Genomic DNA, 13233 nt, shown 5'->3' on the forward strand with positions numbered 1-13233 from the left:
GAAGGCCCCATGCTCGAACGCACCCACGCGCAGAACGATGACCTGAGCCGCTACCTGGCGGTGATGGTGCAGCACGGGGCCTCCGACCTGTTCCTCTCCAGCGGCACGCCGGCCGGCATCAAGGTGCAGGGCACCCTGCGCCGGCTGGACGAGCCCGCGCTGGACGGCAGCCAGACCCAGGCGCTGGCCTACTCGATCATGCGGGAGTCGCAGATCAAGTCGTTCGAGGCCACCCTGGAATGCGACTTCGCCATCGCCCTGCCGGGCCCGGGGCGCTTTCGCGTGAATGTGTTCCGCCAGCGCGGCGAGGTGGCGGTGGTGGTGCGGCACATCAATGCCCGCATCCCCTCCATCGACAGCCTGAAGCTGCCGCCGGTGCTCAAGCAGCTGTGCCAGCTCAAGCGCGGTCTGGTGCTGATGGTGGGCGCCGCCGGCTCGGGCAAGAGCACCACGCTGGCGGCCATGATCGACCACCGCAACCGCACGGTGGGCGGCCACATCCTGACGGTGGAAGACCCGATGGAGTTCGAGCACAGCCATGGTGTGGCCATCGTCGACCAGCGCGAGGTCGGGCTGGACACCCGCTCGTTCGATGAGGCGCTGCGCCATGCCATGCGCGAGGCGCCCGACGTCATCATGATCGGCGAGATCCGCGACCGCGACACCATGCAGCACGCCATGGCGTATGCGGAAACCGGCCACCTCTGCCTGTCGACCCTGCACGCCAACAACACCAACCAGGCGATCCAGCGCATCCTCAACTTCTTCCCCGAGGCTGCGCACCGCCAGGTGCTGATGGACCTGTCGCTCAACCTCAAGGGCGTGGTGGGCCAGCGCCTGCTGCGCAACAGCAACGGCCAGCTGGTGCCGGCGGTGGAGGTGATGCTGCTCTCGCCCTACATCTCGGAGCTGATCCAGAAGGGCCAGACCGACGACATCAAGGAGGCGATCGCCAAGAGCAACGAGCTCGGCATGATGACCTTCGACCAGTCGCTCTACGAGCTCTACCTGCGCGGCGAGATCACGGCCGATCAGGCCATCGACTACGCCGACTCGCGCACCGATGTGTCGCTGCGCATCCGGCTGCACACCGGGCACCGCCCGGACACCTCGGGCCTGGGCATCCAGCGCTGAGGCGCTGTCTTCAGGGCGCGGCGCGCTCGCAGCGGCCTTGGGCCGTGGCCTGACCGCGGAAGTCGCTGGTCCAGGTCTGGCTGGCGGTGTCGATCTGGATGCGTTCGTTGTCCAGCGCGGTGAGGATCACCGTCTGCGCAATGGCGAAGGTGTAGACCGGCACGCCGTCGATGCTCACGCTGCGCACCCGCTTCTGGTCGTAGCCGATGTCCACCACCCGGCTCCAGCTGCTGCGCGAGGGCATGTAGACCGCATCACACACCAGCTGCACCTGCTGCACGGCGGCCTGGGCGGCACCGGCCCCGCAGGCCATCAGCATGGCCGCAGCCAGCGCCTTCATGCGGCACCCCCCTGGGCCATGCGCTCGCTCTTCCAGTAGACGTCGTCGCCGCCGTTCATGCGGTTGAGCACGCGGGCCAGCACGAACATCAGGTCGGACAGGCGATTGAGGTACTGGCGCGGCGCGTCCTTGATGGCTTCCTCGTTGCCCAGCGCCACCACCGCACGCTCGGCGCGGCGGGCCACGGTGCGGCACACATGCGCCAGGCTGGCCGCCCGCGAGCCGGCCGGCAGGATGAATTCCTGCAGGCGCGGCAGCTGGGCGTTGTAGCGCTCCAGGGCTTCGTCGAGGGCGGCCACCGCCTCGGGCTTGAGCAGCTCGAAGCCGGGGATGGACAGCTCGCCACCCAGGTTGAAGAGCTGGTGCTGGATCTCCACCAGCAGCTCGCGCACATCGGCCGCCATGTCTTCGCACAGCAGCACGCCGATCTGGCTGTTGAGCTCGTCCACGTCGCCCATGGCGTGCACGCGCAGGCTGTTCTTGGAGACGCGGGAGTTGTCGCCCAGGCCGGTGGTGCCGGCGTCGCCGGTGCGGGTGGCGATCTGGGTCAGTCGGTTGCCCATGGGGTTCCTTTGCGAGGGGCGCCGGCCAGTGCGGCGCATGGAAGTCGGTCGCCGGATTGTCGATGATCTGACAACCGTCTGTCGCCCCTGCACGGGGGTTCCCCCGCTAAACTGGCCGGACAACACGACCCCGGAGACACCCCATGAACGCCCCCGCCGACATCCAGCACCTGCTGCCCGAAGTGAACCAGCGCCCGGTGCCCGACGCCTTCCTGGCCGCCCTGCAGCAGCGCTTCGGCGCGCAGTGCTCCACCGCCCTGGCGGTGCGCGAACAGCACGGCCGCGACGAGTCGGTGTTCAGCGTGCCGCCGCCGGCCGCCGTGGTGTTTGCCGAATCCACCACCGACGTGGCCGATGCTGTGGCCCTGTGTGCGCAGCATCGGGTGCCGGTGATTCCCTTCGGTGTGGGCTCGTCGCTCGAAGGCCATCTGCTGGCGGTGCAAGGCGGCATCAGCATCGACCTGGGCCGCATGAACCGGGTGCTGTCCATCAACGCCGAAGACCTGACGGTGACGGTGCAGCCCGGCGTGACGCGCAAGGCGGTCAACGAGGCCGTCAAGAGCGAAGGCCTGTTCTTCCCCATCGACCCCGGTGCCGACGCCTCCATCGGCGGCATGACCGCCACCCGCGCCAGCGGCACCAACGCTGTGCGCTACGGCACCATGCGCGAGAACGTGCTGGCGCTGGAGGTGGTCAACGCCCGTGGCGAGGTCATCCGCACCGGCACGCGCGCCAAGAAGAGCAGCGCCGGCTACGACCTGACCCGCCTGATGGTGGGCAGCGAAGGCACGCTGGGCGTGATCACCGAGATCACCCTCAAGCTCTACCCGCTGCCCGAAGCCATCTCGGCGGCGGTGTGCTCCTTTCCCAGCATCGCGGCGGCCGTGCACACGGTGATCCAGATCATCCAGCTGGGCGTGCCGATCGCCCGCTGCGAACTCATCGACGCCGGCACGGTGCGCATGGTCAATGCCCACAGCAAGCTGGGCCTGCGTGAAGAACACATGCTGCTGATGGAATTCCACGGATCGCCGGCCAGCGTGAAGGAGCAGGCCGAGACGGTGCAGGAACTCGCGGCCGAGCACGGCGGCAACGCGTTCGAGTGGGCCACCACGCCGGAAGAGCGCACGCGCCTGTGGACCGCGCGGCACAACGCCTACTTTGCGGCCATCCAGAGCAAGCCCGGCTGCCGCGCCGTGAGCACCGACACCTGCGTGCCCATCAGCAAGCTGGCCGACTGCCTGCTGGACTCGGTGGCCGAGGCCGACGCCAGCGGCCTGCCCTATTTTCTGGTGGGCCATGTGGGCGACGGCAACTTCCACTTCGGCTACCTGATCGACCCGGACAACGCCGAGGAGCGCCGCGTGGCCGAGGACCTGAACGTGAAGCTGGTGACCCGCGCCCTGGCGCTGGAGGGCACCTGCACCGGCGAGCACGGTGTGGGCCTGCACAAGATGGGCTTTCTGCTGGACGAAGCCGGCGCGGGCGCGGTGGACATGATGCGCACTCTCAAGCGGGCGCTGGACCCGGACAACATCCTCAACCCGGGGAAGATCTTTTCCTGACCTGTCTTCCGGTCGGGGGGGTTCGCTCGGAGGGGTGGGTGGGACGAAGGGTGCGGCCTACGGTCTTCGGCGCTGCTCGCTAGCGAGCTGGGTGAGTTCGCGGCCGTTACTTCATCAAGGCGGTGTGAGCGCGCTGCTTTTTGTGGCAACCGCGAATCGGCGCCTGCGTCCGCAGGCCGCACCCTTCGTCTGAGGTGATGCAGGCACTCGAACCGTGGGTTGACCAAGTGGATGTGCAAGGCGGCGGGTGCCCCCCCGCAGACGCCGGCGCCAATTCGCGGTTGCCACAGAGCCCGCACACCCACCCGGTGTTGACGAAGCCACCTCAGCACGCCCGGCCAGCCGCCCGCGAGCAGAGCCAGAGTCTGCGGGGGTCACCCGCCGCCCCCCACAAAGGCCACGAACGAAACCCCAGCCCCAGAGAGGCAGGTCACTGCCCCCGCAACCGGTCGATCAGCCCGTTGAGCGCTTCCAGCGACCCGAACTGGATCGCCAGTTCCCCCATCTCTTCCACCCGCCCGTGGCGCTTCACCCGTTTCTTGATGCGCACCTCCACCTCGGCGGTCAGCAGGTCGGCCAGCTCCTCCTCGACCCGGCGGATGTCGCGCGACTTCTCCTTGCGCGGCTTCTGCGGTGACAGCTCGAACTCGGCACTCAGCTTCTTCACTAGGCCCTCGGTCTCGCGCACCGACAGCTTGCGCGCCGCGATCTGGTGGGCCGCCGTGATCTGGGCCGCCTTCTCCAGCGCCAGCAGCGCGCGGGCATGGCCCATGTCCAGGTCGCCCGCCATCAGCATGGTCTGCACCGGCTCGGCCAGTTGCAGCAGGCGCAGCAGGTTGCTGGCCGCGCTGCGGGAGCGGCCCACCGCCTGAGCCGCCTGCTCGTGAGTGAGCCCAAACTCTTTCACCAAACGCTGCAGGCCCTGGGCCTCTTCCAGCGGGTTCAGGTCTTCGCGCTGGATGTTCTCGATCAGCGCCATGGCAGCGGCCGACTCGTCCGGCACCTCGCGCACCAGCACCGGCACCCGGTCCAGCCCGGCCAGCTTGGAGGCGCGGAAGCGGCGCTCGCCGGCAATGATTTCGTACTTGCCGGCGTGCTCACCGGCGCTCAGGCGGCGCACCAGGATGGGCTGCATGATGCCCTGGGACTTGATGCTCTCGGCCAGTTCGTACAGGGCACCCTCGTCCATGCGGGTGCGTGGCTGGTAGACGCCGGGCACCATCTGATCGAGGGTCAGGCTGCTGGGGGTGGTGTCCGTCGCGTCGCCGCCGGCCGGGCGTTCTTCCACTTTGGGTCCGAGCAGGGCTTCGAGGCCGCGTCCGAGGCCCTTGGGTTTCTTGGTGACCATGTGTCAGTCCTTAGTGAGTTCTTGCAGCCAGGCGTGGCCTTGTGGCCAGTCGCCCAGGCCGGATTCGGCATTGATGTGACCCGCGTCGCCCAGGTCGATGAAGCGCGAGCCCCAGGCGTCGGCAAAGCGGCGGGCCCGGGCTTCGGCGCAGTACGGGTCGTTGCGGCTGCCCACCAGCACGGAGGGGAACGGCAGGCGCTGCAGCACCACCGGCGACCAGCTGGGCAGCTGGATCTGCAGCGCCTCCTGCTCCGGGTCACCCGGGGCCACCAGCAAGGCGGCCTTCACCCGTGCGGTTTGGCGGGAATGGGCGGCCCAGGCGGCGGTCAGGATGCAGCCCAGGCTGTGGGCCACCAGCACCGCCGGGCCGTCCAGGCCCAGCAGCACCTCGTCCAGCCGGGCCATCCAGTCGCCGCGGCGCGGGGTCATCCAGTCGGACTGGTCCACGCGCTGGTAGCCATGCAGGGCCTCCCACCGGCTCTGCCAGTGGTCGGGGCCGCTGTTCTGCCAGCCCGGCAGGATGAGGACGTGGTCGGGTTTCACGTGGAACACGGGTGCAACGGTCACATGGTGCGGATGCGCTGCACCATCTCTTCGGCAAAGGCCACGAAGGCCTGGCTGCCCCGGGCCGACGGGTCGAACACCACGCCCGGCAGGCCGTAGCTGGGTGCTTCGGCCAGGCGCACGTTGCGCGGGATCACCGTGTCGAACACCTTGTCGCCAAAGTGGGCCTTGAGCTGGTCGCTCACCTGCTGCTGCAGGGTGATGCGCGGATCGAACATCACCCGCAGCAGGCCGATGATCTGCAGGTCGCGGTTGAGGTTGGCGTGCACCTGCTTGATGGTGTTGACCAGATCGGTCAGGCCTTCCAGCGCAAAGTACTCGCACTGCATGGGCACGATCACGCCGTGGGCCGAACACAGGCCGTTGAGCGTGAGCATGGACAGGCTGGGCGGGCAGTCGATGAGCACGAAATCGTAGTCGGCGTCCACGGCGGCCAAGGCGGTCTTCAGCCGCTTCTCGCGCCGCTCCAGGCTGACCAGCTCCACCTCGGCACCGGCCAGATCGCGGCTGGCACCGAGTACGTGATAGCCGCACTTGTCCGACAGCACCGCCGCCTCGGCCACCGATGCCGACTCCAGCAACACGTCGTACACCGACAGCTCCAGGGTGCGCTTGTCGATGCCCGAACCCATGGTGGCATTACCCTGGGGGTCGAGGTCGACCATCAGCACCCGCTGCCCCACCTTGGCCAGACCGGCCGCCAGGTTGACGGTGGTGGTGGTCTTGCCGACGCCACCCTTCTGGTTGGCCACACAGAATATTTTTGCCATGGGACGCCCGCTTACTTGGACAGGGCCAGCTTGACGCCAAAGCCGATCAGGAACACGCCCGCCAGCTTTTCCAGGCCACGGGTGATGCGCGGATTGGCGCGCAGCCGCTCGGCCAGGTGGTGGGTGAGCAGCACCACGACCAGCCCGTACAGGAAAGTGAGTGCCGCAATCGTCAGCGCCATGGCGCCGAAGGTGGCCAGGCCCTGGTGCCGGGACGGATCCACAAACAGCGGGAAGAAGGCCATGTAGAACACGATGGCCTTGGGGTTGAGCAGAGTGATGGCAGCCGCCTGCTGGAAGTACTGGCGGGGCCGGATGTTGAGCACCGGGGCGTCGCCGGGCTTGGCGGTGAGCATCTTCCAGCCCAGCCACGCCAGGTAGGCGGCACCCACCCACTGGACCATGCTGAAGGCGGCCGGGGTAGCGGCCAGCAGCGCCGCCACGCCGGCCACGGCCAGCCACATCAGAACCTGGTCACCCGCGATGACGCCCATGGTGGCCGCCAGGCCGCCCCGGATGCCGCCCTTGCCGGTGGAGGTGATGAGGGCCAGGTTACCCGGGCCGGGGATGGCCAGGAAGATGATGATGGCGACGACGAAGGCGCCGTAATCTGCGATGCCGAACATGGGAGCTCTCCGGGTGGGGGACGGTGGAGTTTACGTGAGTGGTCCGCGTTGCCGGTTTGGAGGTGGGTGGTGAGTGGCGGATTTGCTGCTTGGTTGTGGTGTGCGGAGGGGTGGGCAGGAAGGCTGCGGGGTGGCGCCGGGCTCTGGTTCGCTCGCGGGCGAAGACTTCAGGTTGGCTGGCGTTGGCTCGTCAACACCGGTCCGGCGCGCCTGTTCTGTGGCAACCGCGAATCGGCCCGGCGCCCGGCGCCACCCCGCAGCCTTCTGAAGTAGCGCTGGAACACCCACCTTGCTGGCGCGCCTGCCCGGTTTGGAGGGGTGAGGGACCGGTGCGCGGCCGCAGGCCCGATTCGCGGTTGCCACAGAGGGAGTGCGCCCAACCGGCGTTAACGCAGAAACCGCCGCACCCAGACCCAGCCGCCCGCGAGCAGGCCTGCGGCCGCGCACCGGTCCTCACCCCTCAGAAGCAACCCCAGAGCGAAAAGTCAGGAAGCAGCCCGAAGCCACACAACACACCGCTCCGCCCCCAACCCAGGCACCATCAGTGGTTCCACGTGAAACACCGACACCGAGTCAGGCAGCGCAGCCAGTTCGTCCGCCGGGTGCTTTCCCTTGAGCGCCATCCACACCCCGTCGGGCTTGAGGGCCGAGCGCGACCAGGTGGTGAAGTCCACCAGCGAGGCAAAGGCGCGGGAGCAGACCACGTCGTAGCCGCCGCCCTGCTCTGCCGTCAGCGTCTCGACCCGGGCGTGGATGCCGCGCAGATTGGGCAAGCGCAGGCTGGCCGCCACCTGCTGGATGAAGGTCGCTTTCTTGAGCACCGTGTCCACACAGTGCACCTCGATCTGCGGGCAGGTGATGGCGATCACCACGCCAGGCAGTCCACCGCCGGAGCCCACATCCAGCAAGCGCACCGGCTGGCCACCGGTCTGGCGCAGCAGCGGCGGGATGGCGGCCAGGCTGTCGAGCAGGTGATGAGTCAGCATCTCCGCCGGGTCGCGCACGGCCGTCAGGTTGTAGACCTTGTTCCATTTGGCGATCAGCTCCTGATAGGCCAGCAGCTGGTCGATCTGGGCGTCCGGCAGCGACAGGCCCAGCGCGCGCACCCCGGCCTCCAGCGCCGGGCGCAGATCGGGCGCGCTCATGCCGCTTCCGACTCGCGGCGGGCAAAGCCCTTGAAGCCGCCCTTCTTCAGGTGGATCAGCAGCAGCGAGATGCTGGCCGGCGTGATGCCGGAAATGCGGGAGGCCTGACCCAGGGTCTCGGGCCGGTGCTTGGCCAGCTTCTGCCGCGCCTCGAACGACAGCGCCGTGACCTGCAGGTAGTCGATGTCGTCCGGCAGGCGCAGGTGCTCGTAGTGGGCGGCCCGCTCCACCTCGGACTTCTGGCGGTCGATGTAGCCCGAGTACTTGGCGGCAATCTCCACCTGTTCCACCACCGGCGCATACAGATCGCCCAGCGTTTCACGTGAAACATCGGGGCTGGCGAAACGACTCTCCTCCATGCCGGTGAGCGCGCTGTACGACACGCCCGGGCGGCGCAGCAGGTCGAACAGGTTGTGCTCGTGCTCGATGGCCTTGCCCAGCACCGCCTCGGCGGTGGCGGCCGGCAGATTGCGGGGGTTCACCCAGGTGGCCTTGAGGCGTTCGGTTTCACGTGAAACCGCATCGCGCTTGCGGCAGAAGGCGTCCCAGCGGGCGTCGTCCACCAGACCGAGCTGGCGGCCGGTTTCGGTCAGGCGCATGTCGGCGTTGTCTTCGCGCAGCTGCAGGCGGAACTCAGCCCGGCTGGTGAACATGCGGTAGGGCTCGGTCACGCCCTGGGTGACCAGGTCGTCCACCAGCACGCCCAGATACGCCTCGTCGCGCGCGGGCAGCCACGCGCCACCGAAGTCGTTGCCCTGCCCGGTCAGCTGGCGGCACTGCAGCGCGGCGTTGATGCCGGCGAACAGGCCCTGGGCGGCCGCTTCTTCGTAGCCGGTGGTGCCGTTGATCTGGCCCGCAAAGAACAGGCCGCCGATCTGCCGCGTCTCGAAGCTGCTCTTGAGCGAACGCGGGTCGAAGTAGTCGTACTCGATGGCGTAGCCGGGCCGCAGGATGTGCGCGTTCTCCAGCCCCTTCATCGATCGCACCAGCTGGTACTGGATGTCGAACGGCAGGCTGGTGGAGATGCCGTTGGGGTAGACCTCGTGCGTGGTCAGGCCCTCGGGCTCCAGGAAGATCTGGTGGCTGTCCTTGTCGGCGAAGCGGTTGATCTTGTCTTCCACGCTCGGGCAGTAGCGCGGGCCCACGCCCTCGATCTTGCCGGTGAACATGGGGCTGCGGTCGAAGCCGCTGCGGATGATCTCGTGGGTGCGCTCGTTGGTGTGGGTGATCCAGCACGGGATCTGGCGCGGGTGCATGCCCACACTGCCCATGAAGCTGAACACCGGCACCGGCTGGTCCGGGTTGAGGCCACCGGGCATGCCGTCGCCGGGCTGCTCGGTGCACTGGCTCCAGTCGATGGTGCGGCCGTCCAGGCGCGGCGGGGTGCCGGTCTTCAGGCGCCCCTGCGGCAGCTTGAGCTCCTTGAGCCGGGCCGACAGGCTCACCGCCGGCGGGTCACCCGCCCGGCCAGCGCTGTAGTTGTTCAGGCCGACGTGGATCTTGCCGTCCAGGAAGGTGCCCGCCGTCAGCACCACGGTGCGGCTGCGGAAACGGATGCCCACCTGCGTGACCGCGCCCACCACCCGGGCGCCGTCACCGTCGCCCTCGACCATCAGGTCGTCCACCGCCTGCTGGAACAGCCACAGGTTGGGCTGGTTCTCTAGCATGCGGCGGATGGCGGCCTTGTAGAGGATGCGGTCGGCCTGGGCGCGGGTGGCGCGCACGGCCGGCCCCTTGGAGCTGTTGAGGATGCGGAACTGGATGCCGCCCTCGTCGGTGGCCAGGGCCATGGCGCCGCCCAGAGCGTCCACTTCTTTCACCAGATGGCCCTTGCCGATACCCCCGATGCTGGGGTTGCAGCTCATCTGGCCGAGCGTCTCGATGTTGTGGGTCAGCAGCAGCGTGGCGCAGCCCATGCGGGCAGCGGCCAGGGCGGCTTCGGTGCCGGCATGGCCGCCACCGACGACGATGACATCAAATTCCTGGGGGTACAGCATGGTCGGGCTCCGGGGCAACCCGCGATTGTCCCATCAAGCCCCGGCTTCTGCCCAGCCCCGGGCACGCCGCCACAGCGGCTGCGCGACAATCCCGGCCATGTCGAACACCCCCCTGCCCCTCCTGATCTTTGCCGGCAGCACCCGCACCGGCTCCCACAACCGCAAGCTGGCGAACGCTGCCGCCGAGATGGCCCGCGCCGCCGGCGCCCAGGTCACCGTGCTCGATCTGGCCGCGCACGAGCTGCCGCTTTACAACGCCGACATTGAGGCCCGCGGCACCCCCGCTGCCTCGCTGGAACTCAAGCGCATCCTGCATGCCCACCCGGCGTGGATCGTGTGTTCGCCCGAGTACAACGGCAGCTACACCGGCCTGCTCAAGAACACCATCGACTGGGTGTCCAGCCCCATCAAGACCGACCCCGAATGGCAGCGCGGCACCAAACCCTTCGAGGGCAAGGTGGTGGGTCTGCTGAGCGCCTCGCCAGGCGTCCTGGGCGGCGTGCGTGGTCTGGCCCACCTGGCCACCCTGCTGCGCAACCTGCAGTGCTGGGTGGCGCCGAAACAGTTCGCGCTCGGGCAGGCGGCCAACGCCTTCGACCCCGACGGCCACTTGGCTACCGATGCCGCCCGCCAGGCCGTGCAGGGTGTGGTCGATCAGGTGATCCACGCCGCCCGCGCGCTCCACGCGGCGCACTGAGCGCCATGGACTGCCGCCCGGGCTGCGCGGCCTGCTGCATCGCGCCCAGCATCAGCAGCCCCATGCCCGGTCTGCCGCACGGCAAGCCCGCCGGCATGCCCTGCCCCCACCTGGACGAAGCCTTGCGCTGCCGGCTGTTCGGCCGGCCGGAGCGGCCGGCGGTGTGCGGATCGTTGCGGCCCCAGCCCGAGATGTGCGGGACCGACCGCACCCAGGCCCTGCACTACCTGCACCGGCTGGAGGTCGCCACCACCGTGGCGCCGACCAGCTCGGGCCGTCTCAGCGCAGGATGAACGGCAGAAAGATCCACGCCATCAGCACCAGCCACCAGACGCCGCCGGCCAGCGCCACGCGCGACGGCGGCACCCATACCAGCAGCGGCAAGACCGCCAGCAGCAGACAGGTCTGACCGAACCACACCGCGTCATCGCCGACCAGCGTGGTCAGGCCGGTGTAGCGGGACGATCCGGTGTGGGTCTCGGTGACGATGGCCGCCACGCCCAGGGCCGCCAGCACCAGGGCGATGGCGGTGAACAGCAGCCGGTGTCCCAGCGTCATGGATCGTCCTTTCAGAAACAAGAAAGCCCGCTCAAGGCGGGCTTTACTGAAAGCAGGCACTCACTGTGTGCCAGCTGCCAGTGTCACTGGCGAACCGCCTCCACCTGGATCACCAGGCGCACGTCCTTGGGCACGCCGAAAGCGATGGCGTAGTCCATGCCGTACACCGTGCGGTCGACGACGGCTTCAAAGTCGCCACCGCACACCTCGCGCTTGAGCATGGGATTGTCGTAGCAGTTGAAGCGCACCGCCTTCAGCGTCAGGGGCGCGGTCTTGCCCATGAAGGTGAACTGGCCCGGCACCTCGACCACCTTGTCGCCGTTGAACACCAGCTTGTCGGACACGAAGCGGGCCTTGGGGTGCACGGCGGTGTTGAACAGGTCGGCGCTGTTGAGGTGCTTGTCAAAGGCGGCGGTGCCGGTGTTGACCGAAGCCACGTCGATGGTGATGTCCACCTTGCCGGTGCGGGCGGCGCGGTCGAACTGGATGCTGCCTTCCTTCTTGTCGAAGCGGCCGCGGTTGGTGGAGGTGTTGAAGTGGCCGATCTCGAAGGTGACGAAGGTGTGGGTCGGGTCGACGGCGTAGTCGGCGGCCTGGGCAGCGCCGGTGGCGAGCGTGGCGGCAACGGCCAGCAGTGCAAGGGAAGAACGCATGGAAATCTCCTGGGGGTTGGGGAAAACGGAAAACGGTCAGAGCGGTGCCACGCCGCTGAGGATCAGGCGGAACTTCACCTGTACCTCGTCGGCCACCATCGAGGTGTCGGCCCACTCGTTCTCGCCGATGCGGAACTGCAGCCGGCGGATGGGGAAAGCGCCGGTGGCCACGGTCTGCGTGCCCTGGCGGGCCAGCGTCACCGGGACCACCACGTCGCTGCCCACGCCCTTGATGGACAGGCGCCCGGCCACCTCGAAGCGGGTGGCGTCGATGCGGCGCACGGACGTGGACTGGAAGGTGGCCTGAGGGAAGGCCGCCACGTTGAACCAGGTCGGCTTGGGCAGTTCGGCATCGGTCTCGCGCACGCCCAGGGTAGCGCTGCCGGTGTCCACCGTGAACGCGATGCGGCTCTGGGCCGGCTGGGCCGGGTCGAACCTGATCTGAGCATCGAAGCGGCGGAACTGGCCTTCCACCGGCACGCCCATCTGGCGGCTGGTGAAGCGGATCTCGCTGCCCGCCGGCACCAGGGCCTGCTGGGCCGAGGCCGACAGCGGCAGGGAGGCCGCCGCGCCGAGCACGGCGGCGGTGAAAGCGGTACGGAGGTTCATGGCGAGGTCCGATGAGGGGTTCAGAACATGCGGCGCAGCAGGCCGTCGCGGTCGATCAGGGCGTGCTTGAGGGCCGCGGCCACATGCAGCAGCACCAAGCCGGCCAGGGCGTAAGCGGCCAGCCGGTGCAGGGGTTTGAGCAATTCGGCCAGGTCCGGGTTCGCCGGCACCCAGTCGGGCAGCGGCAGCACGCTGAACAGCACCACCGGGAAGCCGGCCGAGGAGCTGTAGGCCCAGCCCAGCAAGGGCGCGGCAAAGAACAGCAGGTACAGGCCGGCGTGGGTGCCGTGGTGGGCCACCCGCTGCCAGGCCGGCATGGCGTTGCGGATGCTCGCCGGCAATTCGGGCGGGCGGTGGGTCAGGCGCCAGACCAGGCGCAGCACCGAGAAGGCCAGCACCAGCATGGCGGCCCATTTGTGCCAGTTGTAGAGCTTCAGGCGCTGCGGCGAGAACGGCAGCTCGGTCATGTACAGCCCCATGGCGAACACACCCACCAGGGCCAGGCCCAGCAGCGCATGCAGCCAGCGGGCGGTGGCGGTGTAACGGGCGGGGGTGGTGCTCATGGACCGGCAGTGTAGGCAGCAGATCGCGCAACACAGATGAACGGTCTTGAACCCTGTGTTCGAAATCATTGAATGATCATGACCCCGGGCCTGTCGCCTGC

Annotated in this window: 16 protein-coding genes; 4 read left to right on the forward strand and 12 right to left on the reverse strand. The window is 68.5% G+C overall.

Translation table 11 applies throughout. From position 1 onward, the window contains the following. The first annotated feature begins 9 nt into the window (after positions 1-9). Complete coding sequence (locus WD026_RS11975; RefSeq protein WP_425723886.1) at positions 10-1134, forward strand: PilT/PilU family type 4a pilus ATPase; 1125 nt, start codon at positions 10-12, stop codon at positions 1132-1134. Positions 1135-1144: 10 nt separating this feature from the next. Here the strand turns inward: WD026_RS11975 and WD026_RS11980 are convergent, their stop codons facing one another. Together WD026_RS11980 and WD026_RS11985 are read right to left on the reverse strand one after the other, a co-directional pair. After that, a complete protein-coding gene (locus WD026_RS11980) occupies positions 1145-1474 on the reverse strand; it encodes a hypothetical protein (RefSeq protein ID WP_425723887.1) in 330 nt (109 codons plus the stop codon). Next, positions 1471-2037 carry a cob(I)yrinic acid a,c-diamide adenosyltransferase gene (locus tag WD026_RS11985; protein WP_425723888.1) on the reverse strand — a complete coding sequence of 189 codons (567 nt, stop codon included), beginning with the start codon at positions 2035-2037 and terminating at the stop codon, positions 1471-1473. Before WD026_RS11985 ends, WD026_RS11980 begins: the two co-directional genes overlap by 4 nt. Positions 2038-2180: 143 nt before the next feature. On the opposite strand from WD026_RS11985, the gene WD026_RS11990 reads away from it, so the two are divergent. Next, entirely contained in the window at positions 2181-3602 is a 1422-nt protein-coding gene (locus WD026_RS11990) for an FAD-binding oxidoreductase (protein WP_425723889.1), read from the forward strand. Positions 3603-4032: 430 nt separating this feature from the next. Here the strand turns inward: WD026_RS11990 and WD026_RS11995 are convergent, their stop codons facing one another. From WD026_RS11995 to mnmG, 6 genes are all read right to left on the reverse strand, one after another. Further along, entirely contained in the window at positions 4033-4950 is a 918-nt protein-coding gene (locus tag WD026_RS11995; RefSeq protein WP_425723890.1) for a ParB/RepB/Spo0J family partition protein, read from the reverse strand. A gap of 3 nt (positions 4951-4953) precedes the next feature. Continuing rightward, on the reverse strand, positions 4954-5493 hold the full coding sequence (locus WD026_RS12000) for an RBBP9/YdeN family alpha/beta hydrolase (RefSeq protein WP_425724169.1): 540 nt from the start codon (positions 5491-5493) through the stop codon (positions 4954-4956). 20 nt (positions 5494-5513) lie between these two features. Then, the gene (locus tag WD026_RS12005) at positions 5514-6284 is read right to left on the reverse strand and encodes a ParA family protein (protein ID WP_425723891.1); all 771 of its coding nucleotides are present in this window, start codon (positions 6282-6284) and stop codon (positions 5514-5516) included. A gap of 11 nt (positions 6285-6295) precedes the next feature. Beyond that, positions 6296-6910, reverse strand: coding sequence for a LysE family translocator (locus WD026_RS12010; RefSeq protein WP_425723892.1), 615 nt, complete (start codon positions 6908-6910; stop codon positions 6296-6298). A 485-nt stretch (positions 6911-7395) separates the two neighbouring features. Then, a complete protein-coding gene (gene rsmG / locus WD026_RS12015; protein WP_425723893.1) occupies positions 7396-8055 on the reverse strand; it encodes a 16S rRNA (guanine(527)-N(7))-methyltransferase RsmG in 660 nt (219 codons plus the stop codon). Next, positions 8052-10052, reverse strand: coding sequence for a tRNA uridine-5-carboxymethylaminomethyl(34) synthesis enzyme MnmG (gene mnmG / locus WD026_RS12020; protein ID WP_425723894.1), 2001 nt, complete (start codon positions 10050-10052; stop codon positions 8052-8054). The genes rsmG and mnmG overlap by 4 nt, the downstream gene beginning before the upstream one ends. A gap of 97 nt (positions 10053-10149) precedes the next feature. On the opposite strand from mnmG, the gene WD026_RS12025 reads away from it, so the two are divergent. Next, positions 10150-10749, forward strand: a complete 600-nt coding sequence (locus WD026_RS12025; protein ID WP_425723895.1) for an NADPH-dependent FMN reductase — start codon at positions 10150-10152, stop codon at positions 10747-10749. Between the two features lie 5 nt (positions 10750-10754). Continuing rightward, positions 10755-11042, forward strand: coding sequence for a YkgJ family cysteine cluster protein (locus tag WD026_RS12030; RefSeq protein WP_425723896.1), 288 nt, complete (start codon positions 10755-10757; stop codon positions 11040-11042). On the opposite strand, the gene WD026_RS12035 is transcribed toward WD026_RS12030, so the two are convergent. The 4 genes from WD026_RS12035 to WD026_RS12050 all read right to left on the reverse strand — a co-directional run bounded on the left by WD026_RS12035 (position 11029) and on the right by WD026_RS12050 (position 13132). Further along, positions 11029-11307, reverse strand: a complete 279-nt coding sequence (locus WD026_RS12035; protein ID WP_425723897.1) for a hypothetical protein — start codon at positions 11305-11307, stop codon at positions 11029-11031. The two genes, WD026_RS12030 and WD026_RS12035, sit on opposite strands and share 14 nt — an antisense overlap. 83 nt (positions 11308-11390) lie before the next feature. Beyond that, positions 11391-11960: a YceI family protein gene (locus WD026_RS12040; RefSeq protein WP_425723898.1), complete on the reverse strand. Its 570-nt coding sequence runs from the start codon at positions 11958-11960 to the stop codon at positions 11391-11393. A gap of 36 nt (positions 11961-11996) precedes the next feature. Beyond that, entirely contained in the window at positions 11997-12569 is a 573-nt protein-coding gene (locus WD026_RS12045) for a YceI family protein (RefSeq protein ID WP_425723899.1), read from the reverse strand. Positions 12570-12589: 20 nt separating this feature from the next. Continuing rightward, complete coding sequence (locus WD026_RS12050; RefSeq protein ID WP_425723900.1) at positions 12590-13132, reverse strand: cytochrome b; 543 nt, start codon at positions 13130-13132, stop codon at positions 12590-12592. Positions 13133-13233: the final 101 nt, after the last annotated feature.

Origin of the sequence: Hydrogenophaga sp. R2, from assembly GCF_049843595.1 — a bacterium.
GTDB lineage: Bacteria > Pseudomonadota > Gammaproteobacteria > Burkholderiales > Burkholderiaceae_C > Hydrogenophaga.